Raw genomic sequence first — 26,369 nt, forward strand, 5'->3', positions numbered from 1 at the left:
CGGTGACATGTCTCCGCGATCCGATGAACCGAACCAGCCGCATCTCGATACTTTTCGGCGAATCTGCCCATTCACGGGAAAATGTCCATCGGCGCTGTCGAGCCTTTCCAGTGCCCCCCAAGGCTCACGCCCCGTCGTCGAGTATCAATACGTCACAGTGACGTATTGATACTCGACGACCCCCGATCGCAGGTCACCCGGACGGTCCGATCACCATTGCGGCAGTCGGCACCCGGCGATCACGACTGCGCGCACACCCACACTGTCGATCGGCCGCACATCGGCAGTATCACCACTCGCCGCGCACCTCCATCGAGAGATCCGGCGGTCGGTCGAGTAATTCGACGCCGACCGAGCCATCTCCCCTGTCGCCCCTCCCCCCGACTGTCGACCAGTAAACGTCACTGTGACGTTTTAAATGGGAGGGTTCCCGTCCTACCGCAGTTGCCGTGGCATCAGGTGTGAATCGACAGTGCGATGAGCATGGCTGTCCGCTTCTCCGGATCGTCCAGATCGAGGACATGCAGTTCGCGCAATCGCCGCATCCGGTGTCGCACGGTGTTGGGGTGGACGCCGAGTGTGCGGGCGGCGGCGTTGGGGTCGCCGTGTGCTTCGAGCCAGGCCTTCACGGTCGATACGTGATGGGTGCCGTTGAGTGAGTCGGATTCGGCCAGTTGGGCGACCGGGTCGCGGGACGGGAGCCGGCCGGTCGAGGCGACCGACTTCAGTCGCTGTATCAGGACGCGATCCCAGGCGGTGTCGTAGCAGTGCGGTTCGCGGGGCGTGGTGGCCGGAAGCGCCATGCATTCGTCGGCTTCCTGGCGGCTGGCGGGTACATCGCGTGCGTCGGCCACCCCGCCGATGCCGGCGACGACGTCGATGTGGGCGGGCAGGCTGCCGACGATATCGGCGATCCACCGATAGGCGGGAGCGGGATCGGCGCCGGCCGGTAGCAGTGTGTAGACGGTATTTCCGAACAGGGTGCTGCGGCCGACGCGTGACCATCCGAATCCGGTGGTGGCGCGTTCGAAGGCGAGCAGGATGCCGGCGTTGCGTTCCTGTTGGGCGTGTGCCTGTAGCGCGATCACGCGCAGGTTCTGTGCGGGAATGCCGAGTTTGCCGATCGCGGCGTCGGCGTCGGGGCTGCCTTCGATCAGTTCGATGACGAGTTCGGACTCGACTTGGCGTTCCAGGTCGGCGCTGACGCGCGAACGCAGGAGGTGCAAAGCGACAGTGTGTGCACCTTCTCGGAGGATGGTGGCCCGGCTGGGCGACAGTGGTTCACGGCAGGAAACCCAGACCGAGCCCAGGAGTTCGCGACCGGCTCGCACGGCGGCGACGGTGCGCCCGTGGAGGCCGTGTTCGGGTGACGGCGGAATGTGCAGGGGTGCATCGGATGCGGCGAGGTGGGCGAAGATTCCCTGGCCTTCGAAGTAGAGGCGCACGTGTTCGGGGATGCGGCGGCCGAGGATGGTGTCGGATCGGACCGGGTCGGTGTCGTCGGGTGCGGTCGAGTAGGCCATCACGCGGGAGAGTTGGTCTTCGATGGTGACGGGTCCGTCGACGGATGCGGAGATGGTGTCGGCGAGGGCGAACAGATCGCTGGGGCCGCGGCCGGACTCGGTTTCGCGGCCTTCGAGGACGAGGCCGTAGACGACGGAGGCGATCTGGCTCCAGGAGACGCTGGGGTCGACGAGCATCAGCGCGGATCCGGAGTCCTGAAGGGTGCGGCGGATGTATTCGTTCGGGGTTTCGGTGGTGCGGGCCACGATCACGGTCGCCCGGGCCTCGGCGGCGAGGGTGAGTGCCTCGGTCAGGTGTGCGGCGCCGACGGCGAGGAAGACGTCGCCGGTGGCCGAGTGCGGCCGGATGGGGTCGTGGACGGCGACGCTGTGCATTTCGATGGTGCGGGCCGCGGCGGGCCCGTGGAGTCGGGCTCCGTATCGGCTCAAGATGTTGATCAGGCGGTCCAGTTTGACCATCGGTGCTGATCACGGGTCCTTTCCGAGTGCGGAGTGGCTGTTGTTGGTGTTGGAAAATTACAACGGTGGTGAAGCAGATTGTGCGTCTGTAACAACATAGTGGGTGCGTCGGCGGGTCAATCTGTAGGTGAATCCCGGGTGCGGCGTCGGTGTGCCGCGCTGTGGTTCGGGTGATGGTGTGTTGGCGGGTCGACGAAGAGAATGAGATGACCGAAATCGAAGGCGTCTGGTTGACGGAAGACGCGTATGAGCGGCTGCGGCAGGAGTTGGCGCAGTTGCGGGCGGCGCCGCACGGCAGTGGCGATGTGGACGGGCAGACCGCGGCCGGTCGTCGGATGCGGCGGCTGGAGTTGGAGGAGTTGCTCGATCGCGCGGTGGTCGGCCGGGCTCCGGCCGATGACGGTATCGCCGAGCCCGGAATGGTGCTGACGGTCCGATTCGACGATGAGCAGACCGAGACGTTTCTGCTGGGTCGCCGTGATGGGGCCGATACCGAGGAGTTGGAGGTCTATTCCCTGGATTCGCCGTTGGGTAGTGCGCTGGCGGGCGCGCGGCCGGGGCAGGTGCGGTCGTATCGGATTCCCAGTGGCGCGTCGATGACGGTGACTCTGCTCGAGGCGGTCCCCTACGGCATGCATCTGCGGCGGCGTTGAGTTCGGTTGCCCGAGACGGTTACGTCGGATTGTGAGGTGTGACATGGATTGGCCACATATGCTGCGGTTCGTCGGTGTCACGGTCGCGTTCTCGGTGGTGCTGCTGGTGATTCTGGTGCCGCGCAGGGTCAAGCGCCGGTTGTGTTCGACGTGCGGGCATTCGAATATCGTTCACGACCCGGTGTCGGGCCGGTGTCGCAGTGCCGTGGACGCGGGGTTGCTGATCGCGTGTGAGGGCACCGGTGGCCGGCAGGCGACGCGGTGCCGATGCCGGTGTTTTCTCGATGACGAGCGCCGTGGTGGCGGTGTGGGTTCAGCGCGTCAGGCGTCCGAGCAGGGATGAGGGGCAGGCGATGCCGAGTACTGCCGTGAGGATCAGGGCGCCGAAGTCCCGGTATGAGCCTTGAGTCGGAGTTGATCGGCGCGGCGTGGGGCTTTACCTCGGCATCAGGGCCTGTTTGCCGCGTGGGCGCGGTAGCGTTCGATCTGCAGACCGAACCCGCGAGCCCGCGGCGTGGCGAATCACTTGTCGCGTCCCGGAAAGGACGAGTGCGATGACCGATTCCGGTTCCGTGATCGATGTCGAGGTGCCCGCCAGCGGCGCCGGCTGCGCCGAATGTTCGGCGGCGGGCGGCTGGTGGGTCCATTTGCGCCGTTGCGCCCAGTGCGGGCATGTCGGCTGCTGCGACTCCTCCCCCGCCCAGCACGCGACCGCGCATTTTCGTAGCACCGGCCATCCTGTCATCCAGAGTTACGAGCCGGGTGAGGACTGGTTCTACGACTATCGCGATGGCGCTGTGGGCGAAGGGCCGGAGTTGGCGGCGCCGACCAGTCACCCCGAGGATCAGCCGGTGCCGGGCCCGGCCGGGCGGGTGCCCGCCGATTGGCAGTCACACGTTCACTGAAATATAGGCCGCCGCAATAGATTTCGCGGGCCTGTTGAGCCCGCTCAGCTGCAGCGGCCGTCGCAGGGTTCGGTCCATGCGGTGCCGCAGCCACCGCGAGTGATCTCGCAGTCGGTGGCGGGATAGCAGTGCAGGTCGCTGCACCAGCCGTCGTTGGTCGCGCAGGGGCAGGCGTTCCCGGCGGCCTTGGCCGTCATCTCGGTGCGTGTGGAGGGGCCGAGCATGCCGATGGCGGCGTAGGCGCGGTCGAGACCGAAGGCATCGATAGCGGCCTTCTTCAAATTCCCCAGCTGGTCTGCGACCGTGGCGCGGTGGCGCCGGTCGAAGGTCGATTCCTTGCCGAACAGCGCCGAGGCGCGGTCGAGGACGTCGCGCTGCGCGGCGGTGAGGTGAGTGTGCTGACGGCGGACGTGATCGATGTGATCGGTCCACAGGGTGCTGCGCACCTCAGGGGTATGCGCGTTGAAGATTTGCCGCCGGTAGGAGAGGGGGTATTCGACGACATGCTCGTACGCCCGGGGAAGGTTGTCTCGGTGGGCGTCTACCCAGGCCTGCGCGGATTCGTGCTCTTTCGCGGCGAACGCGGGCACGTTGCCGGTGAGGATCAGCCCGGCCGCTACGCCCGCACCGCCGGCGAGCCGCAGGAACTGCGCACGGCCGATCGCGGTTGTGCCCGCAGGCGCGCCGGGGAGTTCACTCGCCGCGCCGTTGGCGCGCCGGCGCAGCCTGCCCAGCGCATGCACGACGCGGATGGTGGCAGCGAGCCCGAGCCGGCGGGCGAGCGGGATGGCGATCGCGCTGCCGGTCCAGGCCCGTGCCTGCTCGCCGGCGCTGTCGACCCGCAGCAGCGTGGGCGCCCATTCGGGGTCGGCCCCGAGCGCGCGCTCCCGCCACCGTGTCACGTCGGCGTCGGCGAGTGACCGTATCTCGATCCTGTCCTGGCAGGCCTCGCCGACCACGGCAGAGACGTTTCGACAGGTTCCGCATGAGGCGTCGAAGGCCAGAATCCAGCGCTGTTGGGTCATGGACCGTCCTTACTGCGAGAGAGGTGACATGCGATGACCGTGCCGTCCCACTGGATCTCATTGATCTCTTGCGGCAACCACGCCCGATGCCGGGGCGTGTGCCGGGTCGGGTGCATCTTCGTTCACCACCGCGATTTCGGAACAGCCGGTTCAGTTTTCGGCTGACGGCGCAATATTGCCTGCTGTCCACACTGTCCGCATCGGTAGGCACTAGGTAGTCGCCCAGAACCCCCCGTATGTACCTACGGAAAGACGCCACAGGGTGTGGCCGGCGATGGCGCGGCTGTGCTCGGATGCGGCTGGTCTACTGGTGAGAGTCGCCCGGTATTGCTATCCGCGCTCGAAGAATCCGTCGATGCGGGCGGTGGCGGTGGCTGCGGCGAGTACCGCGCGCGGTTTCGCCGCGGCGACCGACTTGCCGGCCACGGTGGTGATCGGGTCGGTGAGGGCGAACAGCTCAAAGACGTACCGGTGCGGGCCGTGTCCCTTGATCGGGGCGGGGCCGGTATATCCGCGACTCCAGCCGGAACGTAGCAGGTGTACACCCGCTTCGGTGGTATCGGCGCGTAAGGCGTTGCGTGGCAGTTGTTTCATAACTGCTGGATTGGTCCGCCCGTTGTCGAGTGTCAGCGGGTTCGCATCCCTGGACCGAGACCGCGCATCCGACTCGGCGGCCGTGACTCTGTGCGCGACTACACGGAAGGCGCCGGGCTGCTCAGCCGGCGGCGGGCGGTCCGTCGCTGGGGAATAGGATCGGGCTGATCAGATAGGGTTTGCGTCCCGGTCCCGGCTTGTTCTCGGCGAGCGGGGCGACGATCTCACCGAGCGCGGCCAGCATGGCGGCGAGTTCGTCGTCAGTGAGCCAGAGTGTGCCCTGCCGGTAGCCGACGGAGTCGGCGTACGGGTCCGCACCCGGCCTGTCGAGATAGGCGTTGAACTCGGCGATCAGTACCGCCATCGCTGCCGCGAATCCTCGACGGTGGGCTTCCGGGGTCATCGTCTTCCCCGCGTCCGGTCCGATCGGACGTCGGTCGGTACGCAGGCGGTAGTAGCGTTCTACGGCCCCGCGTACTCGCTGCTGGTCGCCGATTTCCAGCATGCCGCCGTCCACCAGCAGGCCGAGTTGCCGGTAGATGCTCGTCCTGGGCACATCCGGCAGCCGCGCACACAACTCATTGGCACTGCGCAGTCGCCCACCCGATAGCGCGTGCACGATGCGTAGCCGCACTGGGTGGAGCAGCAAGTTCGTGGGGTCCATACCCCTAACTATCCCATTTCTGGTACCGTTTCCATAATTGGTATTGTTCAGAAGGACGGTGTGATGCGGTTCGAGTCAGGGCGTCGGATGACGGTGTGCGGCAATGAGATCTACGTCGAAGAGTCCGGTACCGGAGATACCGCCGTCGTCTTCGAATCCGGCGCGGGCGCCGGGCGCTCGCTATGGGATCCGGTTGTCGCGACACTGGCGGACTCCGTGCGCACGGTCGCCTACGACCGCGCCGGGCGTGGGCGAAGCGGCCGGATCGAACAGCGACAGAGCATCGATGAGATGGCGGCTACTCTCAGCGCGTTGGTCGCGGCACTGGCACCGCGCCGAGTAATCCTGGTGGCGCACAGCATGGGTGGTCTGATCGCGCGCCGTGCGATCGAGAACCTTTCGCCCCGACCCGCCGGGCTCGTGCTGATCGACCCCACCCCGGAAGCCGCGCCGTGCTACGACGACTGGGGACCCACGGTCAGCAAGACCGATCGCATTCTGGCCGTGCAACAGACCCTCGCGCGCTGCCGCCCCCTCATGCGGATCGCGACCCGATCCTACGGTCGCATGTTCCCCGCAGACACCTACACCACCATGCTGACGGAGGATTTCTCCCCCGCGGGCATCGCGCGGACCCGATGTGAGATAGCGGCTGTCGCCACCGCGATCGGCGAATTTCGAAGCCGGCCACCACAACTACCCGAATGCGATGTCATCGTCATCTCCGCGAGCCGGGCCAACCGGCTTCAGGCCCGCAACTTCGACACCGTGCGCGAGTACCAGCGCCGCTACGCCGAACAGGTCGGCGGACGATTCGAGGACGCCGATTCCGAGCACATCGTGCCCGCCGAGCGGCCCGAGCAAGTCGCCGCGGCCGTGCGCCGCATGGTGGCGGCGTAGTCGTCGACAACGGCAGTGCGCCGCCCTGTTTCGCGGGCGGACTCGGTTCGATCCCTAGGCCGAGGCCACCGCGACGGCCCAGCGGTAGTCGGCTTTACCCGCCGGTGTCCGCTTCACCTCGTCCACTCGCACCATCGACCGGGGGATTTTGTAACCGGCCAGGGTCTTTCGGCAGTGCTGCTGGATGTCGGCCAGCGTCGGCTGGGCCGCGCCGGGGTAGATCTCGATGACCGCGCACACCCGCTGGCCCATGCGCTCGTCCGCCACCGGGACCACGAGGGCGTCGGCGATCGACGGGTGGGCGTGCAGGGCCGCCTCGACCTCCTCGGCGAACACCTTCTCACCGCCGGTGTTGATGCATTGCGAGCCACGGCCGAGAAATACGATGCTGCCGTCGGATTCGACCCGGCCCATATCCCCCAGCACCGCCAGCCGAGTACCGTCGGCGCGGGTCGGAAAAGTACGCGCGGTCTTCTCCTCGTCCTTGTAGTAGCCGAGCGGGATGTTGCCTATGCGCGCGATGTAGCCCTCCTGCTTCGACCCCGGCGCCAGTTCGTCGAGATTCTCGTCGACCACGATCAGGTTGCGCGACGGGGGCATTCGCAGGCTACCGGTCTCGTCGACGGTGAAGGCGCCGTCGCTGCCGGTCTCCGACGCACCGAAATTGTCACGCAACAGCAGATCGGGTTTGACCGCGAGCATCCGCTGCCGCACACCGACCGACCAGATCGCGCCGCCGGAGGTGATGGAGTGGAGCGAGCTGAAATCGATATCGTCCTTGCGTCGTTCCATCTCGTCGACCAGCGGCAGCCCCATACCGTCACCGACGATCAAGATCACCTGCAGCGACTCCCGCTCGATCGCTTCGACCACGGCGCGTGGTTGGAAATCTCGCATCAGCACCACTCGGGCGCCCAGGGTGAAAAAGGTGAACAGTGAGAACAACGCCGCCCCGTGCATCAGCGGCGCGGCGATGAGAAAGGCGAGTTCCGGGAATTCCTCGGCGGCGGCGGCGACCTCGTCCAGACTCCGGCGGTCGTCGGTGCCGTAGGGGTTGCCACCCGAGAGCGGTTTGCGGAAGAAGTCGTCGTGGCGCCACATCACCCCCTTCGGGTATCCGGTGGTACCTCCGGTGTAGAGCACGTAGAGGTCGTCACCGGTGCGCGGGGCGAATTCCGCGCCGGCCGGCAGTGCCGGCGCGTCGGAGAACAGCACCACCGCGATCGATGCCGCCCCGGCGGCGTCGCGCAGCTGCTGGGTGAGCGCGCCGATGACGACGACGGTGCGCAGCAGCGGGCACGAGCCGAGCAGAGCGGCCAGCACGCGTTGATGTTCGGGAAGTTCGACCACGACCGCGACCGAATCCGAATCGACGAAGATGTATTCGAGCTCGGCGGGTGTGTACCGATAATTGACGTTGATCGGCACCGCCCGGATCTTGATCAGGCCGAGAATGCTCGTGACATGTTCGACGCTGTTCTTCAGGAACAGGGAAACATGTTCTCCGGCCGCGATACCGGCCCCGGCGAACAGTCGCGCCGCCCGGTCGGCCCGGCCGTCCACGTGCGCGTACGTCAGGTTCTCGCCCGCATAGGTGAGCGCGGTCCGCTCGGGCACCGCCGTGGCCACCGCCTCGAAGACGTCGGCTATGTTGAACTCCACCATCATCTCTTCCCTGTCGGTCAACGCATTTCGACAACTATGGAGGATCTACCACGTGGCACAGAAGATCATCGTCGAACTGATCGACGATTTGGACGGCAAATCCGAAGCCCAGGAAACGGTGTCGTTCAGTCTCGACGGCGTGGCCTACGAGATCGACCTGTCGAGCAAGAACGCGGGCAAGTTGCGTGGGGTCCTGCGACCATGGATCGAGTCCGCTCGCAAAGTGGGCCGTTCCCCTCGGGCCAAGAACGCCACCGGCGCCCGCACCGCCGCCGGCAAAGCGCAGACCGGCGCGATTCGCGAATGGGCGAAAAGCAACGGCTACAACGTATCCAGCCGTGGCCGAATCCAAGCCGACATCATCGCCGCGTACAACAAGGCCAGTTAGCGGCTCGGCCCGGACCGACCGCCACCGCCGCGGAATCCTGGCCGAGCGTGGCGCGCCCGTCGCCGGCCCGGCAGTGCCGGTGACGGGCGGATTGGTGATCGTGGGCCGGTCCAGGACCGCGCCGTGATCACGGCGCCGATCCTGGCACCTCCACCGGGATCTCACCACCGAGGCGGTAGCCGTCCTGCAGGCGCAGGGTGTCCCCGCTCCAGAATCGGCCCGGGTCATACCAATTGGCGCGGCGCTGCGGCAGTAATCCCATGGCCTGATAGGTCGAGGCGACGATCTCGGCGCAGTAGGCGCTGCGCAGGTCCTGGCCGGGCACGGCACCGGATTCGGCCCGGGGCGTGCGCCGCACCCGGGCGAGCCTTCCGCTGAACCAGCGCGCGGCCAGCGTCGAGGTGGAGGGAAACGGCACGCCGTCCAAGCGCGCGATGGCCCGCAGCGCGTTGTCCTCCATCTCCCTGGTCACCGGCCGATCGAGCTGGCGCAACCAGGCCCGCTGACCGTAGCGCTGGGTCCACACCAGCACCGCATCGCGCAGATCGTGCAGCTGCGCCCCGCGGTGGCGGCTACCGGACCACATGTCGGGCAATGCCTTCCCCAGTTCGGCATGCCAGATCAGCACGGGCAGATCATCGATCACCACGGCCATTCCGACATGATTTACGGGACTGTTCGTCGTCATCCGAATGGCCCTGTCGGCGGCCGAACTGCCGCGAAACAACCACAGATCCCCCGTCCTCGTGAGCTCGACAGCCTGCTCGAGAGCGATACTCCTACCCGCCATACCCAGTAGCCTAGGGACATGCGCTGGTGGAAGGTACTCGGTTTGGCAGGAGCGGCCGGCGTCGCCGCCACCGGAGTCGTGATCGTGCGGGCGGAGCGGCAAAGGCGTTCCTACACACCGGAACAGATCCGTGCGCGCCTGCACGAACGAATCGGCGAGGCCGCCGGACCCGAGGACGGCACCGGCGGCTGACGGCTATCGGTTACCGCCGCGCCGATACGCCATCGATGACGTCGAATCCCTTGTAACCGGCGGCGGCCACCGCGGCGATGATGTCGCCGTAGACGCCGAACCCGCCGACGAACGGCATGAACACCCGCGGCTTACCCGGTACGTTGGCGCCCAGATACCACGAATTCGCCTGCGGCATCAGTGTTCTCGCCGCACGGTCGGCGCATTCGGCGACCCAGTCCGATACCGCGTCGGGGCGTGCCTCGAGTGCGGTGGCGCCGGTGCTGTCGAGGAAGCCGATGGCATCGGCCACCCAGTCCACGTGCAGTTCCGAGTGCAACACCATATTCGCCAGCACCGAGGGGCTGCCGGGACCGGTGAGGTTGAACAGATTCGGAAAGCCCGCGATGCCGAGCCCCAGGTAGGTCTTGGGGCCCTCACTCCATGCCTCGTTGAGGGTTTCGCCGCCGCGGCCGACGATGTTCATCCGCGCGACCGATCCGGTCATCGCGTCGAATCCGGTGGCCAGCACGAGGGTGTCCAGCTCGTAGTGCGCGGCGGCGGTGTGCACGCCCGCGGCGTCGATCCGCTCGATCGGCGTCGACCGCAGATCGACCAGCTCGACGTTGTCGCGGTTGTAGGTCTGATAGTAGTCGGTGTCGGTACAGATACGCTTGGCGCCGATGGGATGATCGCGGGGAATCAGCAGCTCGGCCACGCGCGGATCGTCGATCAGCGCGCGTACCTTCTCCTCCCAGAACAAGCGGGCGGGGTCGTTCGCCTCCATGGTCACCATCTGATCGGCGAAGGTCTTGCTGAACAGCACCCCGCCCAGTTGCCAGCGCTGCTCGTAGGCCGCCCGCCGTTCGGCCTCGGACACCTCGAGGGTGAGCTTGGGGTGCGGCTGATGCGGTGAGCCGCCGCCGCTGGCCATCGACAGTCGCCGCCGCCGGGCGTAATCGGCCTTCTGCGCCCGCCGGGTGTGTTCGTCCAGTGCCGTATTGCCCGCGGGGACACTGTAATTGGGGGTGCGCTGGAAGACGAACAGCCGTTGGGCCTGCTCGGCGAGGTGCGGAATGGCCTGGATACCGGACGAACCGGTGCCGATCACGCCGATGCGCTGGCCGGTGAGGTCGACGCCGTCGTGCGGCCAGCTCGAGGTGTGCAGCAGACGTCCGGCGAAACTGTTCAGCCCCTCGATCGCCGGCGTGTTCGCATTCGACAGCGGCCCGGTGGCCAGCACGACGAAGCGTGCCGAGACCTCGGCGCCGGTGTCGATGCGGACCCGCCAGCGCAATGTGGTCTCGTCGAGCACGATATCGGTGACCCGGGTTCCGAATCGGATATCGCGGCGCAGATCGAAACGATCGGCGACGTGCTCGAGATAGGCGAGGATCTCGGGCTGGGTCGCGTACTTCTCGCTCCAGTTCCATTCCTGCTGCAACGCGTCGTCGAACGAGTACGAGTAGTCGATGCTCTCGACATCGCAGCGCGCGCCGGGATACCGGTTCCAGTACCACACGCCGCCCACCCCCTCGGCCGTCTCGAACGCCTGCACCGTGAGTCCGCGGCTGCGAAAACGGTGGATCGCGTAGAGGCCGGCGATGCCGGCTCCGACCACCACCACATCGACGCCGTTTCCGATATTCCCTGGTGACGATGACGTCTCGGGGTTCACAGTCGCTACCTTTCGCCGGAGACCAGTCTCTCCGCATTCGACGGTAGGGACGCCCGCGCCGCCGGAGCACATCGCGTCCCGATGACCGGCACTCGTCGGCGGCCCTCCCGGTGACCGGGACGGACCGGGCACCGGTGGCGGCGATCGCGTCTACGGTCGGCCGATGGCTTCAGCACAGCAGATCCGCTCGGCGATTCAGCGTTATCTCGACACCGTCGCCACCGGGACATCGGCCGATATCGCCGCCCTCTACAGCGACGACGCCACGGTCGAGGATCCGGTGGGCTCACCCGCGCACACCGGGCGCGCGGCCATCGAAAAGTTCTACAGCGCACTCGATTCGGCGCAGGTGGCCACCGAATTGCTGACCGTGCGGGTGGCCGGCGACAGTGCCGCGTTCGGCTTCCGGGTGACCACCGGATCCGGTGACCGCACCACCGTCATCGAACCCATCGATGTGATGACCTTCGACGAAGACGCCCGTATCACCAGCATGCGCGCCTTCTGGTCGCGTGAGGACATCACCTTCGGCTGACCGCGAGCGGCCCCTGCGGCATCGCCTCGATTCACTCGAATTCCCCGCTGCAGCGGGTGTGCTGGATAGGGTGAGCCATGCCGTTTCGCCCGAATCGCTGGACTCCCCCGCCCGCGCCCGACCGCGCTCGTCACCCCGTCAGCGACCCGCCGATGCCGCCACCGCGGCTGGTGCCGCTGCCGGGTCCCGGTCCCGAGGATGTGGTGATCGCCGCCGACGGCCGGGTGCTCACCGGCATCGCCTCCGGTGCCGTGCTGGCCGTCGATCCGGACTCCGGCGCCGTCGAGGAGATCGGCCACACCGGCGGGCGGCCGCTGGGGCTGCACGCCGGCGCCGACGGGTCGGTGCTGATCTGTGACGCCGAGCGCGGACTGCTTCGCCTGGACCGGCCGCACGGCACCATCGAGACGGTGCTCGATCGGGTCGACGGGCAGCGGCTGACCTTCACCAGCAATGTCGTCGCCGCACCGGATGGAACCGTCTACTTCTCCGAATCGACCCGGCGGTATCCGCTCGAGGACTACATGGGCGACATCCTCGAACATTCGGGGACCGGGCGCCTGTTTCGCCTGACCCCCGACGGCCGGGTCGATACCCTGGTCGACGGGTTGCAGTTCGCCAACGGGATCGTGCTCGCGCCGGATGGTTCGTCGGTGCTGGTCGCCGAGACCGCCGCGTACCGGATCGCGCGTTACCACCTCGACGGCCCGCGCGCCCGGACCACCGACTACCTGGTGCAGAATCTGCCGGGCTGCCCCGATAATCTGGGCTTGGGCAGCGACGGGCTGGTCTGGGTGGCGCTGGTGACACCGCGAAACCGGTTGCTGGACACGCTACTTCCGCTGCCGGGCGTGCTGCGCCATATCGTGCGGGCGGTGCCGGCGGCGCTGCAGCCCGCACCGGCGCGCACCACGTGGGTCCAGGCGTTCGGTTTCGATGGTGCGCTCGTGCACGATCTGCAGCGCGACAGTGACGACTACTCGATGGTCACCGGGGTCGCTGAGGCGGATGGTCGGCTGTACCTGGGCAGTCTCAGCGAGCCGGCGGTGGCGGTGCTCGACGTGCCCCGGCCGTGATCACCGACGTGTCAGGGTTCCGGTGATCGATCCGATCGGTCCGGTCATCGAGTAGGCGGCGGTGCCGTCGCCGTGCAGCGTCAGGGTGGAGGGCTGGTTGTCGTCCATGCAGCCGGCGCCCGAGACCAGGTGCGCGCGCAAGGTGATGCTGGTCGAGGTTGCCGCGGTGAGGGTTTCGGTGCGTTGACAGGTGATGCCGCCGCGGTGGCCGGTATTGCTGGCGGTGCCCAGCGGGGTGCCCACCGCGCCGGGGTGCAGGGTGAGGAGGATGTCGTAGGTGGCCAGGCCGTCGGTGGCGGTGCCGCGCCAGGTCCCGGTGAACGCGTCGGGCAGGGCGGTGTGCGCACTCGCCTGCTCGGTGACCTCGGGTGCGCCCGCCGATGTCGTGACGTCGCTGTCGGCCGTGGCCACGGCGGCGGTCTCAGGGGCGGTGGTCTCAGCGCCGGTGGTCGTGGCCGAAGGGCCGGTCGTCGCGCTGCGGAAGGTGAGGACGGTACTGATCGCGGCGACCGCCACCAGCACGAGCACCAGGGCCGTGATGCCCAGGGCGGTGCGCCGTCGCGACGGATCTCGCTGCGGCCGTACGGGTTCGGGGGTGTTCGGCGGCGGCGGGGCCGGTTGCCGGGCGGGGGTGGGCGCGTTCGGCGGCGCGGTGGTCACCGTGGCGGCGGGGACGGGTGCCGAGTCGAGGTCGAGCAGCATCACCGCCTGGCGGCTGATCGATTCGAGGATCGGGGCGGGCAACCGGACGGCCGGGGGGCCGAGACTGTCGATCCGGGTGAGGGCCGGGCGGTTGCCGGGTTGTTTGTCCAAGCAGGCGGCCGCGAGTGCGCGCACGGTGTCGGGGACGCCGTCCAGGCGTGCCGGTTCCTGCATCACCCGCCACAGCATGGTGATCGAATCGCCCGAGCCGAACGGGCCACGGCCGGTGGCCGCGTACACCAGCACACCACCGAGGGCGAAGATGTCGGCGGCCGGTCCGACAGGCGATCGGCCGGAAATATGTTCGGGCGCCATATAACCCGGTGAGCCGATGACCTGTCCGGTGCCGGTCAGGGAGGTGCCGTCGTCGACGGCGCGGGCGATGCCGAAGTCGATCAGGCGTGGGCCGTCGACGGTGAGCAGGACGTTGGATGGTTTGAGGTCGCGATGGACGACGCCGGCGGCGTGCACGTCGAGCAGGGCGCGGGCCAATCCGGAGGCCAGCGGCGCGAGCGCGTATTCCGGCAGCGGGCCGAAGGTTTCCACCGCCTCGCCCAGTGACAGTCCGGCCACGTATCCGGTGGCCAGCCAGGGGCGGTCGGCGTCCGCGTCGGCATCGAGCACGGGAACGGTATGGGCGCCGGTGACCCGCCGCGCGGCGGTGACCTCGCGGCGGAATCGGGTGCGGAATTCGGGATCGCCCGACAGGTCGGGGCGAACCACCTTCACCGCGACGGTACGGCCACCGGCGTTGCGGCCCAGATATACCCGGCCCATTCCGCCCGCGCCGAGCACACCGAGTATCCGGTACGGACCGATGCTCGCCGGATCACCGGGTTCCAGTGGGCGCATATGGACTTGTCTTCCCTTCCCATCGAGCGCCTGCCGCCGCAGGCCTGCGCTCGATCACACACGAGCGCGGCAGCGGTCGCAACCCGCCCGGGTGGCGGGATCAGCTGGGTTGCGGGACCGGGTCGTCGTCGGCGTCGGGGACTTCGGTGCCGGCCAGCGACACTCCCGCGGTTTCGCGCAGGAACCACCAGGCCACCAGTCCGACGAGGCAGGCACCGACCATGTAGTAGGCGGGGAACAGATGCCAGCCGGTGGCATCGATGACCGATTCGTTGATCAGCGGCGCGGTACCACCGAACGCGGCGGTAGAGATGTTGTAGCCGAGGGCGAATCCCGCGTACCGGACCTGGGTGGGGAAGATCGCCGGGAACGTCGCGGAGATGGTGGACAGCTGTGGGACGTAGAGCAGACCGAGTACGACGAACCCGATGATCGCCCACGCCGCGCCCTGACCCATCAGCCAGTACATCGGTATCGCGAAGACCGCCAATCCGATCAGCGACACCAGCCACATCGGGCGCCGCCCCACCCGGTCGGAGATCGCGCCCGATACCGGGAGCACCACTGCCATCGCGATCTGCCCGACCAGCACCATCGCGGTGGTCGCGTCGTTGCTCATGCCCAGCGTGGTGTGCAGATAGGTGGGCTGGTAGGCGAGCAGGGTGTAGTTGACCACGTTGAGCGCCACCACCAGTCCGGCGATGGTCAGCAGTTCACGGCGGTAGTCGCGCAGCAGCACTCGCAGGCCCCCTTCGGGGCGCTCGTGATCGGCGACCTCGGTGAACACCGGAGATTCGTCGAGTTTGCTCCGCAGGTACCAGCCGATCAGGCCCAGGGGCACTGCCAGCAGGAACGGAACCCGCCAGCCCCAGGACTCCATCGCGTCGTCGGACAGCAGCACCTGCATGATCAGCACCACCAGCGAGCCGCCGACGAATCCGCACAGCGTGCCGAATTCGAGGAAGCTGCCGAGGAATCCGCGGCGGCGTTCATCGGTCGATTCGGCGATGTAGGTGGCCGCGCCGCCGTATTCGCCGCCGGTGGAGAAGCCCTGCACGACGCGCAGCAGGATCAGCAGGATCGGGGCGAGGATGCCCACCGCGGAGTGGGTGGGCAGCAGGCCGATACAGCCGGTGGCGGCGGCCATCAGCAGGATGGTCGTGGCCAGGACGACCTTGCGGCCGATGCGGTCGCCGAGCGGGCCCCACACCATGCCGCCGACCGGTCGCAGGACGAAGGAGATCGCGAATCCGAGCAGGGTGCCCAGGGTGCCTAACGACCCGGGGAAGAACGCGTCGGTGAGATAGGTTGCCGTGGCTGCGTAGACGCCGTAGTCGTACCACTCGGTGGCGTTACCCATCGCCGCGGCGGCGACCGAGCGTCGTTGTTGGGCGGGCGGCAGGCTGGTGCTCACGCGCGCTCCTCCTGACCTGGTTATCCGATTGCTGGGTGCCCGGCCGCCATCGCGCGACGTGAACACGAAGTCCTCGGGTACCCGGTCGTCGGCTCGCCAAACGGAGCGTGGGCGGCGGGTCCTGGGCGGCAGGTGTGGTCCACCTGCGATGATATCGGGGTGGGTGACTCCGCTCACAGTCTCGTTCCGGCGGGTCCCAGGCCGGATACCGGCCGGTATTGCGCCGCATTTGCCGGAAATACTGTCCGTTATGTCGCTTATGTTGAGGGTCGGCAGATCCGGTGTGCGGTGTGGCGGCAGCGGCCCACGTACATTAGCGGCCCGCGTACATTGACGCGGATGTTGCCCGATTCCGGATCGACCGGAGATGAGCTCCCGAGGGGGACCACGTGACCGCTGCCACCACCGGACGATCGCGTTCGGCGTTGACGGAATGGTTACTGCGGGGAGCCGACGAGGACCGGTATTCGCGACACCCGGGCCCGATGGTCAAGCAGGCCGAGGAGCAGCATCAGCGGTCGTGGTGGCAGGTGATGTGCCTGACCGGCGTCGACTATTTCTCCACCCTCGGATATCAACCCGGAATCGCGGCGCTGGCCGCCGGTGTGCTGTCCCCGCTGGCGACGCTGGTGCTGGTAGCGCTGACCTTGCTCGGCGCGCTGCCGGTGTATCGGCGGGTGGCGCGCGAATCCCCGCACGGCGGTGGTTCGCTGGCGATGTTCACCGACATCCTGCCCCGCTGGACCGGCAAGCTGTTCATTCTGGTGCTGCTCGGCTTCGCCGCCACCGACTTCGTGATCACCATGACCCTGTCGGCCGCCGACGGCGCCGCCCACATCGTGGAGAACCCGTTCGTGCCGCAGGCGCTGCACGGACATGCCACCGCGATCACCCTCGCACTGCTGGCGCTGCTGGCGGCGATCTTCCTGAAGGGCTTCGCCGAGGCGATCCGGATCGCGATCGGCCTGGTCGGGGTGTATCTGGCACTGAATCTCGTGGTCGCGGTCGTCGGCGTGTGGAAAGTGATCACGGCCTCGCACCTGGTCGTGGACTGGGGGCACGCCATGACCGCCCAGCACGGCAGCGTCTTCGCGATGATCGGCATCTCACTGCTGGTATTTCCGAAACTGGCACTGGGCCTGTCGGGATTCGAAACCGGTGTGGCGGTGATGCCGCAGATCAAGGGCGGACCCGGTGACACCGAGGACCAGCCGGTCCTGCGCATCGCCGGCGCCCGGAAACTGCTCACCACCGCGGCACTGATCATGAGTGCGTTCCTGATCGTCACCAGCTTCATCACCGTCGTGCTGATCCCGGAGCGCGAATTCGAATCCGGCGGCTCGGCCAACGGCCGCGCGCTGGCCTATCTGGCGCACGATTACCTCGGCAACGGATTCGGCACCGTCTACGACATCTCCACCATCGCCATCCTGTGGTTCGCCGGCGCCTCGGCCATGGCCGGGCTGCTGAACCTGGTACCGCGCTATCTGCCCCGCTACGGCATGGCACCGGAGTGGGCGCGCGCCACCCGGCCGCTGGTGCTGGTGTTCGCGGTGATCGCGTTCGGGATCACCTGGTACTTCGACGCCGACGTCGACGCCCAGGGCGGCGCCTACGCCACCGGCGTGCTGGTGCTGATCACCTCCGCCGCGGTCGCGGTGACGCTGTCGGCGGCCCGGAAACATCAACGCGGCAAGACGTTCGGATTCGGCGCGGTCGCGGCGGTCTTCGTCTACACCACGATCGCCAATATCGTCGAACGACCCGAGGGTGTGCAGCTGGCGTCGCTGTTCATCATCGCGATCATCGTGGTGTCGTTCGTGTCGCGAGCACGGCGCGCGTTCGAATTGCGAGCGATCGAGGTCGATTTCGACGATCGGGCGGCCTGGCTGATCGACAAGATCGCGTCCTCGGGCACGATCCGCATCGTCACCCACGATCTCGACGACGTCGACGATCGCGCACCCGAGGAATACCGCCAGAAGGAAACCGAGCAGCGGGTGGAAAGCCACATCCCCGCCAAGGACCCGATCCTGTTCCTCGAGGTGATCGTCAAGGACGCGTCGGAATTCTCCACCGATCTGCATGTGGGCGCCGTCGAGATCGACTGTTACAAGATCCTGTCGGTCGAGGCCGCCGCCGTGCCCAATTCGATCGCCGCCATCCTGCTCGCGATCCGGGACCGCACCGGGATGAACCCGCACGTGTATTTCGAATGGACCGAAGGCAATCCGCTGCTGAACCTGCTGAAATTCCTGTTCGTCGGTGAGGGTGAGGTGGCGCCGGTGACTCGTGAGATCCTGCGCCGCGCGGTCGCCGACCCGCATCAGCGCCCGCACGTCCACGTCGACAGCTGATCTGGCCCACCCGGACGGCACTAGGGTGGTCCGGTGCCCACCGATCTCTCGCGCCGGCCACTGACCTTTCTGGTCGCGGTGACGCTGCTGTCGTTGCCGTTGTATCTCGCTGGAGCGTTCGGCGAGATTCGGGTGGGGGCGCTGCGACTGCCGTTGAGCGCGTTGATGTTCGTGGTCCCCGGCACTGTCGCGGTCGTGCTGACATGGCGCGGGGGCGGGCGCACGGCGGCGTGGCGGCTGGTGCGCCGAGTGCGTGACAGCCCACCAGCGCAGGCGCGCTGGTATGTGACCTCGGTCGGACTGTTCGTCGTGGTCGCGGCGCTCGCCTACGCGTTCGCGCGCGCTGTCGGCGCGGCCGGGTCCGGTCTGCCGGTGTCCCCGGTGGCGATCCCGGTCCTCGCGGTGGCGTTCGCGATCGCGTCCATCGGAGAAGAGCTGGGCTGGACCGCCTATGCCACCGATCCGCTACAGGACCGGATCGGCACGCCCGCCGCCGGACTCATCCTCGGGTTCTACTGGGCACTGTGGCATCTGCTGCCGCTGACGCAGGTCGGACACGGTGTGATGTGGGTCGCGGGCTGGTTCGCCGGCACCGTCGCGACCCGGGTGATCATCGTGTGGCTGCACAATCGCGGCGGCGGGGTCGGCGTCGCCGTCCTCGCTCACACCACCGTCAATGTGACCGCGGCCTGTACGCCGGACTACGACGCCGCGGTGATCCCGCTGGTGGCCGCGTTGCCGCTGGCCGCGATCGCGGCGGCCGTCTCGTCGGCGCGCAGGCGCGACCCGGCTGTCGCGGTGGCCGTCTCCGGCGTCGAATAAGGGCCGCCGCACCCTGTCACGGTCGGGCATATTCCGGGCGAACACGCCGACCGCACCCGCGCCGGCGGTCAGCGGTGTGCGCTGGGACAATGGTGCGGCCCGACCGGGCGATGATGTCGCCCGCGCACGATACGGAACACGGGCCGATCGGACAGCTGATGTTCGCTCACCGGTAACCCGGATGTGAGACAACCGAACGTCGGATCAGCGGGTGTGGGAGAGGTAGGCAGAACGTGATCGTCGGTTCGCAATCGGATGCCGGAGCATCGAACCGGTCGCCGGTGCCCTCGCCTGACGACGAGGGGAACACGGCCGCTCCCGCGCCGGCGGTCCTGGAGGCCGCTATCCCCTCGCCGCTGCGGCGTTCGGGTGCGGCGGCCCCGGAGCGCACGCTGGTCGACATCCTCGCCGAGACCGCCCACGCCCACCCCGACGCCGCCGCACTCGACGACGGCGGCCAGGTCCTGACCTACCGGGAACTGCTCGACGAGATCGATACCGCGGTCGCCGAACTGCGCGCCGCCGGAATCGCGCGCGGTGACCGGGTCGGCATCCGGGTCCCGTCGGGAACCGCCCGTCTGTACACGATGATCCTCGCGGTGCTGCACGCCGGCGCCGCGTACGTGCCGGTCGACGCCGATGATCCCGACGAACGCGCCGAGTTGGTGTTCGGGGAGGCCGCGGTGGCCGCCGTCGTCACCGCCGACGGCATCACCGCCGCGGGCGATCGGGCCGAATCCGCGTGCGCGGCAAGCGCGGCCGATGTGCGGGTGATCCCGGAGCCCGATGACGACGCGTGGATCATCTTCACCTCCGGCTCCACCGGCACCCCCAAGGGGGTCGCGGTCACCCACCGCAATGCCGCGGCCTTCGTCGACGCCGAGGCGCGGCTGTTTCTGCGCGAGGCGCCGATCGGCCCGGGTGATCGGGTGCTGGCCGGGCTGTCGGTCGCCTTCGACGCCTCGTGCGAGGAGATGTGGCTGGCATGGCGCCACGGCGGCTGCCTGGTGCCGGCTCCGCGCGCATTGGTGCGCAGCGGGATGGATCTGGGTCCGTGGCTGGTGCGTCGCGGCATCAGCATCGTATCCACCGTGCCGACGCTGGCCGCGATGTGGCCGCCGGAAGCGCTCGACGCGGTGCGGCTGCTGATCTTCGGCGGTGAGGCGGTCCCGCCGGAGCTTGCCGAACGCCTCGCCGGCACCGGCGAACGCGAGGTGTGGAACACCTACGGCCCCACCGAGGCGACGGTGGTGGCATGCGCGGCGCAGCTGAGCGGAACGCCGCCGGTGCGGATCGGGCTACCGCTCGACGGCTGGGATCTGGCCGTCGTCGACGCCGAGGGCACACCGGTCGCCGAGGGCGACTCCGGTGAACTGGTGATCGGCGGTGTCGGCCTGGCCCGCTATCTCGACCCGGCCAAGGACGCCGAGAAGTACGCGCCGATGCCCACGCTGGGCTGGCAGCGCGCCTACCGCTCCGGGGATCTGGTGCGCAACGATCCCGCGGGACTGATTTTCCTCGGCCGCGCCGATGACCAGGTCAAGGTCGGCGGACGACGGATCGAACTCGGCGAACTCGACGCGGCGCTGCAACATCTGCCCGGAGTGACCGCCGCCGCGGCCGCGGTCCGCACCACCGCGGCCGGCACCCCGATCCTGGTGGGCTACCTGTCGTGCGGGGTGGACGACTTCGATGTGGCGCGGGCGCGGGAACTGCTCGCCGAACGACTGCCCGCCGCTCTCGTGCCGCGGCTGGCGATACTCGGCGAACTACCGGTGCGCACCTCGGGCAAGGTCGACCGCGCGGCGCTGCCGTGGCCGCTGCCCGGCGCCGACGGCGAACCCGGCGCCGGACTCACCGGCACCGCGCATTGGCTTGCGGGACTGTGGAATTCGGTACTCGGCGCCGAGGTGACCGGGCTGGACGCGGATTTCTTCGACCTCGGCGGCGGCTCGCTGTCGGCCGCGCAACTGGTCACCGCGTTGCGGGCGCGGATACCGGGAATCACGGTCGCCGATCTCTACGATCATCCGCGCCTGGGCGCGCTGGCCGAGCTGATCGACGCCGCCGCCCCCGCCGAGCAGGCACCCGAGCGCACGGTGGCGCCCACTCCGCGCAGCGCGCAGTGGTTCCAGCTCCTCGCGTCGGTGCCGCTGACGACATTGACCGGGCTGCAGTGGGTGACCTGGCTCGGCGTGATCACCAATATCGCCTCCCGGTTCGGTGCGCTGCCGTGGATGCCCGGACTGTCGTGGTGGTGGGCGCTGGCCGGATTCGTGCTGTTCATCTCCCCGCCCGGGCGGATGGCGATCTGTGTGGCCGGGGCCCGCCTGCTGCTCCACGATGTGCGGCCCGGCGCCTATCCGCGCGGCGGGCGGGTGCATCTGCGGTTGTGGACGGCGGTGCGGATGGCCGAGGCCGCGGGTGCGGAGAACCTGTCCGGGGCGCCGTGGATGGTCCCGTTCGCCCGGGCGCTGGGCGCCAAGATCGGCAACGGGGTGGATCTGCACACCTTGCCGCCGGTCACCGGCATGCTCGAACTCGGCGACGGATGCAGTATCGAACCCGAGGTGGACCTGGCCGGGTACTGGATCGACGGCGATATCGTGCATATCGGCGAGATTCGCGTCGGCTCCGGCGCGGTGATCGGTTCACGCTCTACGCTGCTGCCGGGCGCGGTGATCGGCCGCAACGCCGTGGTCGAACCCGGTTCGGCGGTCTTCGGCAAAGTGAAGGCCGCCCAGTGCTGGGCCGGATCGCCCGCAGTGAAGGTCGGGCCCGCCGAACATCGCTGGCCCGCCGCCACACCGCCGCGCGCGTTGTCATGGGTGCTGGTGTTCGGCGTGACCTCGATGCTGCTGTCGGCGCTGCCGGTGCTCGCCCTGGCCGCCGGTGGGCTGCTGCTGGCCTGGTGGGTCCGCGACGAGACCACCCTGGCGGGGGCGCTGGGGCATGCGATGGCGATGCTGCCGGTGGCCGCGCTGATCGTGCTGGCGGTGTTCGCCGCGGTCACCGTCGTCTCGATCCGGGTGCTGTCGATCGGGCTGACCGAGGGCTACCACCCGGTGCGCAGCCGGGTCGGCTGGCAGGCCTGGGCCACCGAACGGCTCACCGATTCCGCGCGCACCTTCCTGTTCCCGCTGTATGCCAGCTTGTTGACCCCGGTCTGGTTGCGGCTGCTGGGCGCCAGCGTCGGGAAGGGGGTCGAGGCCTCCACCGTGCTGCTGCTGCCGAAATTCACCAAGGTCGCCGACGGCGCCTTCCTGGCCGACGACACCATGATCGCCGGGTACGAACTCGGCGGCGGCTGGATGCACATCGGTGGCGCGAAGGTGGGAAAGCGGGCATTTCTGGGTAACTCCGGGATGACCGCACCCGGACGGCGGGTGCCGAAGAACGGTTTGGTGGCGGTGTTGTCGGCGGCTCCGGAGAAGGCGAAGGCCGGATCGTCGTGGCTGGGCAGCCCGCCGGTCCGGTTGCGGCGCACCGCCGATGATTCCGATACCGGTCGTACCTTCGATCCGCCGGCCCGGCTGAAATTGGCTCGTGCCGTCGTGGAGACGTGTCGGCTGATTCCGGTCGTGCTCAGTTTCGGCATCGGGTTGGCGGTGCTGTTCGCGCTGGCGTGGCTGGCGTCGGGGCCCGGGTACTGGCTGGCCGCGCTGTGTTCGGGGCTGGTGCTGCTGGTGGCGGGCGCGGTCGCCGGCGCGCTGGCGGTGGCCGCGAAATGGTTGATCGTGGGCCGTATCGGCGCGGTGGAACATCCGCTGTGGAGTTCGTTCGTCTGGCGCAACGAGGTGTGCGACGCGTTCGTCGAAACCGTGGCCGCACCGTGGTTCGCGCGCGCGGCCACCGGCACCGCGGTGATGAACATCTGGTTGCGCGGGCTCGGCGCCCGGATCGGGCGCGGGGTGTGGTGTGAGTCGTATTGGCTGCCCGAGGCGGATCTGGTCGGTCTCGGTGACGGCGCGACCGTGGAACGGGGCTGTGTCGTGCAGACTCACCTGTTCCATGATCGGATCATGTCGATGGATACCGTGACCCTGGAACCCGGTGCGACACTGGGACCGCATTGTGTGGCGTTGCCCGCAGCCCGGATCGGGGCGGCGGCGACGGTCGGGCCGGCGTCGCTGGTGATGCGTGGTGACACGGTGCCGCCGTCGACGCGATGGCAGGGCAATCCGATTGCGCCGTGGCCGGATTCGCGGCACGGCGGGAAGTGAAAGTGGGTCGGCGTGAAGACGGGCAAGGGCGGTGGCGCGGTGGCGATCGACGACTATCTGCCGCAGAACGGCAATCGCGGCTACCGCGTGTCGCGATACGAACTGGAGCTGGCCTACCGGGTGGCGGCCAACCGGTTGTCGGGCAAGGCCACGATCACCGCGGTGACCACCGCGGTGCAGCCCCGTTTCGCGCTGGATCTGACGCAGACGCTCAGTGTCGCCAAGGTTTTCGTCAACGGCGCCAAGCCCGCGAAATATCTGCACAGCCGCGGCAAGCTGACCGTCACCCCCGCCACACCGATTCCGGTCGGCGGGGCGCTGTCGATCGTCGTGCACTACGGCGGGACGCCGCGGCCGGTGCGCGGGCCGTGGGGTGAGGTCGGCTGGGAAGAGCTGACCGACGGCATGCTGGTGGCCGGCCAGCCCAACGGCGCCGCGTCCTGGTTCCCCTGCGACGACCACCCCAGTTCCAAGGCCAGCTATCGCATATCCATCACCACCGACTCGCCCTACCACGCGGTGGCCAACGGGGTGCTGACCGAACGCACCACCAAGGCCAGCCAGACCACGTGGGTCTACGAGCAGTCCGAGCCGATGGCCAGCTATCTGGCGACGATCTCGATCGGGCCCTACCGTTCGCACCGCATCGATACCGGTCGCGGGGTGAAGGTGCCGATGACGGCGGTGCTGCCGCCGCGGCTGCGGCGCCGCTTCGACCACGACTTCGCGCGCCAGCCGCAGATGATGGCCGAATTCGAGCGCCGGTTCGGGCCGTATCCGTTCCCCGGATACACCGTGGTGGTCACCGATGACGAACTCGAGATCCCGGTGGAGGCGCAGGGACTGTCGACCTTCGGCGCCAATCATTGCGACGGGCAGCGCGGAGCGGAGCGGCTCATCGCGCACGAACTGGCCCACCAGTGGTTCGGCAACAGCCTGACCGTGCGGCAGTGGCGCGATATCTGGCTGCACGAGGGTTTCGCCTGCTACGCGGAGTGGATCTGGTCGCAGGCCGCCGGTGGGCCCAGTACCGATCAGCAGGCGCGTGCGGCCCGCCAGAATCTGGCTCGCTCCCCGCAGGACATCGTCGTCGGCGATCCGGGCCCGGCCTCGATGTTCGACGACCGGGTCTACAAGCGTGGTGCGCTGACCCTGCACGCCCTGCGGTTGCGCCTGGGAGACGCCGCGTTCTTCACCCTGCTGCGCGACTGGACCGCACGCCATCGCCACGGCAGTGTCACCACCGAGGATTTCGCCGACCTCGCCGGTCACTACAGTCAGGTCTCGCTGCGTGAGCTGTGGGACAGCTGGCTGTATCGCACCGCGTTGCCGGAGCTGCCCCAGCACGGGCTGGGCGCCGTCGGCAGCTGATCGGGCGGCGCGCTCGGCGCGGGAGCCGGGCCCTCAGCCGTCGAGTCCGCACTCGGTCAGACTTGTTGCCGCCGTGGCCGATTGGCGCAGTCCGGCGGCGTAGGCGGGGGTCAGCGCGGCCGGATCGAATACGTCGGCGCCGAAGATCTGCACCGTCTCGGCATCGGGCACGATCGAGATCTCGCGACCGGCGCCGTGCGCGCGGTCGGCGCGGGTGCGGGGGAACAGGTGCGCCAGCGGCTCCATGATCACCACCGTGTCCGCGCCGGTGGCCACATCCGCGTTGAGCGCCGACCGCACCCCGCCGTCGATGTAGCGGGACCCGGCGATCGGAATCGGCGGAAACACTCCCGGTACCGCGGTGCTGGCGGCGAGCGCCTGCGCCAGACTCGCCTCGCTGTCGCGGGTCCAGACCCGGAATTCGCCGGTGCCGATATCGACGGTGGTGACACGTAGATCGGCGGCGGGCCAGTCACCGGCACCGGCGAGCGCGGCGATGCGGTCGATATGGGCGCCGGGCTCGCCGACTTCGGCGGCCAGCGCCAGTTCGCCGATCCGGCGCCGGTTGTCGCGCGCGTCGCCGCCGGCGGCGCGCAGCGCGAAGATCGCACCCAGCCGGCTCATATCCGGCGCCGCGCCGGCGACGGTCCGCGGGCGGGAGGCGCCCAGTGCCTCGAGATCGCCGCCGGCGGCCAGCACCGCTCCGACGACCGCGCCCGCGGAGGTGCCGACGATGCGGTCCGCGCGGGCGGGATCGATTCCGGCGCGGCGCAATCCGACGATCAGGCCCGCCAGCCACGCGATGCCGACGGGTCCACCTCCGCCCAGAACCAGGGCCGTGGGAAATCGTTCCGATGTCGAGTCGGCGGGCATGGTCGCGACCCTACCGGCGGCGGGTGTGGCTTGCCCGTGCTTCGGCGAGCAGAGCATGTGGCGCACACCACCCAATAATAGAGCAGTTGCTCTGTTACTGTCGAGTGGTGCCCCGCCCCCGGATTCACGATCTCGACACCGTCCTCGACCGTGCCGAGGCACTCGCCGTGGCCGACGGGGTGGCGGCCGTGACGATTCGCGCGGTCGCCGCCGCCAGCGGCATGTCCAACGGCGCGATCTACCACAGCTTCGGATCACGCGCGGAACTGGTGGCGCGCATGTGGATTCGCGCCGCCCGCCGCTTCCTCGACGTCCAGCGCGAACTGGTCGACACCGCGCCCGGAGCCGGTCCCGACGCCGCCATCGCGGCCGTCGTCGGCGCGGCCGAGGCTCCCGCGGTATTCGCCGAACGCCATCCGGCCTCGGCGCGACTGCTCACCGTGCTGCGTCACGACCAGCTGCTGGCCACCGAGCTGCCCGACGCCGTGGCCGATGAGGTCCGCGCGCAGCAACGCGCGCTGATCGCGCTGCTGCGCACGCTGTCCGAGCGCCTGTGGGGCCGTCGCGACGCGCGCGCGGTCGATGTCGTCACCGCCTGCGTCGTCGATCTGCCCACCGCGCTGCTGCTGACCCGCGACCGCGTCACCGACCCCGATACCCGCATCAGGCTGCGCGCGGCGGTCCGCGCCGCCGTCACCGCCACCACACCACCCCACCCCTGAAGGAGCC

Annotated in this window: 23 protein-coding genes; 13 read left to right on the forward strand and 10 right to left on the reverse strand. The window is 68.7% G+C overall.

What is annotated here, in order from left to right:
• Positions 1-455: 455 nt before the first annotated feature.
• On the reverse strand, positions 456-1,982 hold the full coding sequence (locus LKD76_RS16675) for a PucR family transcriptional regulator (protein WP_227982248.1): 1,527 nt from the start codon (positions 1,980-1,982) through the stop codon (positions 456-458).
• Between the two features lie 206 nt (positions 1,983-2,188).
• Here LKD76_RS16675 and LKD76_RS16680 point away from each other — a divergent pair, with 206 nt between their 5' ends.
• From LKD76_RS16680 to LKD76_RS16690, 3 genes are all read left to right on the forward strand, one after another.
• Entirely contained in the window at positions 2,189-2,635 is a 447-nt protein-coding gene (locus LKD76_RS16680; RefSeq protein WP_227982249.1) for a GreA/GreB family elongation factor, read from the forward strand.
• A 43-nt stretch (positions 2,636-2,678) separates the two neighbouring features.
• On the forward strand, positions 2,679-2,978 hold the full coding sequence (locus LKD76_RS16685; RefSeq protein ID WP_227982250.1) for a hypothetical protein: 300 nt from the start codon (positions 2,679-2,681) through the stop codon (positions 2,976-2,978).
• 211 nt (positions 2,979-3,189) lie between these two features.
• The gene (locus tag LKD76_RS16690) at positions 3,190-3,540 is read left to right on the forward strand and encodes a UBP-type zinc finger domain-containing protein (RefSeq protein ID WP_227982251.1); all 351 of its coding nucleotides are present in this window, start codon (positions 3,190-3,192) and stop codon (positions 3,538-3,540) included.
• 44 nt (positions 3,541-3,584) lie between these two features.
• Here LKD76_RS16690 and LKD76_RS16695 read toward each other — a convergent pair whose 3' ends face one another.
• From LKD76_RS16695 to LKD76_RS16705, 3 genes are all read right to left on the reverse strand, one after another.
• On the reverse strand, positions 3,585-4,565 hold the full coding sequence (locus LKD76_RS16695) for a bacteriocin fulvocin C-related protein (RefSeq protein WP_227982252.1): 981 nt from the start codon (positions 4,563-4,565) through the stop codon (positions 3,585-3,587).
• Positions 4,566-4,895: 330 nt separating this feature from the next.
• On the reverse strand, positions 4,896-5,159 hold the full coding sequence (locus tag LKD76_RS16700) for a YbhB/YbcL family Raf kinase inhibitor-like protein (RefSeq protein WP_227982253.1): 264 nt from the start codon (positions 5,157-5,159) through the stop codon (positions 4,896-4,898).
• A 121-nt stretch (positions 5,160-5,280) separates the two neighbouring features.
• A complete protein-coding gene (locus LKD76_RS16705; RefSeq protein ID WP_227982254.1) occupies positions 5,281-5,823 on the reverse strand; it encodes a helix-turn-helix domain-containing protein in 543 nt (180 codons plus the stop codon).
• Positions 5,824-5,886: 63 nt separating this feature from the next.
• Between LKD76_RS16705 and LKD76_RS16710 the strand changes: the two genes are divergently transcribed.
• Positions 5,887-6,723 (forward strand): alpha/beta fold hydrolase, encoded by an 837-nt coding sequence (locus tag LKD76_RS16710; RefSeq protein ID WP_227982255.1) that lies wholly within the window; start codon positions 5,887-5,889, stop codon positions 6,721-6,723.
• Positions 6,724-6,777: 54 nt separating this feature from the next.
• Here the strand turns inward: LKD76_RS16710 and LKD76_RS16715 are convergent, their stop codons facing one another.
• Positions 6,778-8,385: an AMP-binding protein gene (locus LKD76_RS16715; protein ID WP_227985271.1), complete on the reverse strand. Its 1,608-nt coding sequence runs from the start codon at positions 8,383-8,385 to the stop codon at positions 6,778-6,780.
• Between the two features lie 55 nt (positions 8,386-8,440).
• On the opposite strand from LKD76_RS16715, the gene LKD76_RS16720 reads away from it, so the two are divergent.
• A complete protein-coding gene (locus tag LKD76_RS16720) occupies positions 8,441-8,776 on the forward strand; it encodes a histone-like nucleoid-structuring protein Lsr2 (protein WP_227982256.1) in 336 nt (111 codons plus the stop codon).
• 127 nt (positions 8,777-8,903) lie between these two features.
• On the opposite strand, the gene LKD76_RS16725 is transcribed toward LKD76_RS16720, so the two are convergent.
• A complete protein-coding gene (locus tag LKD76_RS16725; RefSeq protein ID WP_227982257.1) occupies positions 8,904-9,566 on the reverse strand; it encodes a hypothetical protein in 663 nt (220 codons plus the stop codon).
• A gap of 18 nt (positions 9,567-9,584) precedes the next feature.
• Between LKD76_RS16725 and LKD76_RS16730 the strand changes: the two genes are divergently transcribed.
• Positions 9,585-9,758, forward strand: coding sequence for a hypothetical protein (locus tag LKD76_RS16730; RefSeq protein ID WP_227982258.1), 174 nt, complete (start codon positions 9,585-9,587; stop codon positions 9,756-9,758).
• A gap of 10 nt (positions 9,759-9,768) precedes the next feature.
• On the opposite strand, the gene LKD76_RS16735 is transcribed toward LKD76_RS16730, so the two are convergent.
• The gene (locus tag LKD76_RS16735; protein WP_227982259.1) at positions 9,769-11,415 is read right to left on the reverse strand and encodes a flavin-containing monooxygenase; all 1,647 of its coding nucleotides are present in this window, start codon (positions 11,413-11,415) and stop codon (positions 9,769-9,771) included.
• Between the two features lie 163 nt (positions 11,416-11,578).
• On the opposite strand from LKD76_RS16735, the gene LKD76_RS16740 reads away from it, so the two are divergent.
• Both LKD76_RS16740 and LKD76_RS16745 read left to right on the forward strand, forming a co-directional pair.
• On the forward strand, positions 11,579-11,950 hold the full coding sequence (locus tag LKD76_RS16740; RefSeq protein ID WP_227982260.1) for a nuclear transport factor 2 family protein: 372 nt from the start codon (positions 11,579-11,581) through the stop codon (positions 11,948-11,950).
• Positions 11,951-12,027: 77 nt separating this feature from the next.
• Positions 12,028-13,026, forward strand: coding sequence for an SMP-30/gluconolactonase/LRE family protein (locus LKD76_RS16745; RefSeq protein ID WP_227982261.1), 999 nt, complete (start codon positions 12,028-12,030; stop codon positions 13,024-13,026).
• On the opposite strand, the gene LKD76_RS16750 is transcribed toward LKD76_RS16745, so the two are convergent.
• Entirely contained in the window at positions 13,027-14,580 is a 1,554-nt protein-coding gene (locus tag LKD76_RS16750; protein ID WP_227982262.1) for a serine/threonine-protein kinase, read from the reverse strand.
• Positions 14,581-14,680: 100 nt separating this feature from the next.
• Positions 14,681-15,940 carry an MFS transporter gene (locus LKD76_RS16755; protein ID WP_227985272.1) on the reverse strand — a complete coding sequence of 420 codons (1,260 nt, stop codon included), beginning with the start codon at positions 15,938-15,940 and terminating at the stop codon, positions 14,681-14,683.
• A gap of 539 nt (positions 15,941-16,479) precedes the next feature.
• Here LKD76_RS16755 and LKD76_RS16760 point away from each other — a divergent pair.
• The 4 genes from LKD76_RS16760 (at position 16,480) to LKD76_RS16775 (ending at position 24,767) form a co-directional block, all read left to right on the forward strand.
• The gene (locus LKD76_RS16760) at positions 16,480-18,351 is read left to right on the forward strand and encodes an APC family permease (protein WP_227985273.1); all 1,872 of its coding nucleotides are present in this window, start codon (positions 16,480-16,482) and stop codon (positions 18,349-18,351) included.
• Positions 18,352-18,384: 33 nt separating this feature from the next.
• Positions 18,385-19,173, forward strand: a complete 789-nt coding sequence (locus tag LKD76_RS16765) for a CPBP family intramembrane glutamic endopeptidase (RefSeq protein ID WP_227982263.1) — start codon at positions 18,385-18,387, stop codon at positions 19,171-19,173.
• Positions 19,174-19,454: 281 nt separating this feature from the next.
• Positions 19,455-23,396 (forward strand): Pls/PosA family non-ribosomal peptide synthetase, encoded by a 3,942-nt coding sequence (locus LKD76_RS16770; protein ID WP_372465829.1) that lies wholly within the window; start codon positions 19,455-19,457, stop codon positions 23,394-23,396.
• 12 nt (positions 23,397-23,408) lie between these two features.
• Positions 23,409-24,767: a M1 family metallopeptidase gene (locus LKD76_RS16775; protein ID WP_227982264.1), complete on the forward strand. Its 1,359-nt coding sequence runs from the start codon at positions 23,409-23,411 to the stop codon at positions 24,765-24,767.
• A gap of 33 nt (positions 24,768-24,800) precedes the next feature.
• Here the strand turns inward: LKD76_RS16775 and LKD76_RS16780 are convergent, their stop codons facing one another.
• Entirely contained in the window at positions 24,801-25,640 is an 840-nt protein-coding gene (locus LKD76_RS16780; protein WP_227982265.1) for a patatin-like phospholipase family protein, read from the reverse strand.
• A 107-nt stretch (positions 25,641-25,747) separates the two neighbouring features.
• Between LKD76_RS16780 and LKD76_RS16785 the strand changes: the two genes are divergently transcribed.
• Positions 25,748-26,362 carry a TetR/AcrR family transcriptional regulator gene (locus LKD76_RS16785; protein WP_227982266.1) on the forward strand — a complete coding sequence of 205 codons (615 nt, stop codon included), beginning with the start codon at positions 25,748-25,750 and terminating at the stop codon, positions 26,360-26,362.
• Positions 26,363-26,369: the final 7 nt, after the last annotated feature.

It is taken from the genome of Nocardia spumae (genome assembly GCF_020733635.1).
Classification (GTDB): Bacteria; Actinomycetota; Actinomycetes; order Mycobacteriales; family Mycobacteriaceae; genus Nocardia; species Nocardia spumae.

Bases quoted from the DNA above. Each gene is read 5' to 3' on its own strand.
- LKD76_RS16675 (WP_227982248.1), bottom strand. From the start codon at position 1,982: ATGGTCAAACTGGACCGCCTGATCAACATCTTGAGCCGATACGGAGCC.
- LKD76_RS16680 (WP_227982249.1), top strand. From the start codon at position 2,189: ATGACCGAAATCGAAGGCGTCTGGTTGACGGAAGACGCGTATGAGCGG.
- LKD76_RS16685 (WP_227982250.1), top strand. From the start codon at position 2,679: ATGGATTGGCCACATATGCTGCGGTTCGTCGGTGTCACGGTCGCGTTC.
- LKD76_RS16690 (WP_227982251.1), top strand. From the start codon at position 3,190: ATGACCGATTCCGGTTCCGTGATCGATGTCGAGGTGCCCGCCAGCGGC.
- LKD76_RS16695 (WP_227982252.1), bottom strand. From the start codon at position 4,565: ATGACCCAACAGCGCTGGATTCTGGCCTTCGACGCCTCATGCGGAACC.
- LKD76_RS16700 (WP_227982253.1), bottom strand. From the start codon at position 5,159: ATGAAACAACTGCCACGCAACGCCTTACGCGCCGATACCACCGAAGCG.
- LKD76_RS16705 (WP_227982254.1), bottom strand. From the start codon at position 5,823: ATGGACCCCACGAACTTGCTGCTCCACCCAGTGCGGCTACGCATCGTG.
- LKD76_RS16710 (WP_227982255.1), top strand. From the start codon at position 5,887: ATGCGGTTCGAGTCAGGGCGTCGGATGACGGTGTGCGGCAATGAGATC.
- LKD76_RS16725 (WP_227982257.1), bottom strand. From the start codon at position 9,566: ATGGCGGGTAGGAGTATCGCTCTCGAGCAGGCTGTCGAGCTCACGAGG.
- LKD76_RS16730 (WP_227982258.1), top strand. From the start codon at position 9,585: ATGCGCTGGTGGAAGGTACTCGGTTTGGCAGGAGCGGCCGGCGTCGCC.
- LKD76_RS16740 (WP_227982260.1), top strand. From the start codon at position 11,579: ATGGCTTCAGCACAGCAGATCCGCTCGGCGATTCAGCGTTATCTCGAC.
- LKD76_RS16745 (WP_227982261.1), top strand. From the start codon at position 12,028: ATGCCGTTTCGCCCGAATCGCTGGACTCCCCCGCCCGCGCCCGACCGC.
- LKD76_RS16750 (WP_227982262.1), bottom strand. From the start codon at position 14,580: ATGCGCCCACTGGAACCCGGTGATCCGGCGAGCATCGGTCCGTACCGG.
- LKD76_RS16755 (WP_227985272.1), bottom strand. From the start codon at position 15,940: ATGGGTAACGCCACCGAGTGGTACGACTACGGCGTCTACGCAGCCACG.
- LKD76_RS16760 (WP_227985273.1), top strand. From the start codon at position 16,480: ATGGTCAAGCAGGCCGAGGAGCAGCATCAGCGGTCGTGGTGGCAGGTG.
- LKD76_RS16780 (WP_227982265.1), bottom strand. From the start codon at position 25,640: ATGCCCGCCGACTCGACATCGGAACGATTTCCCACGGCCCTGGTTCTG.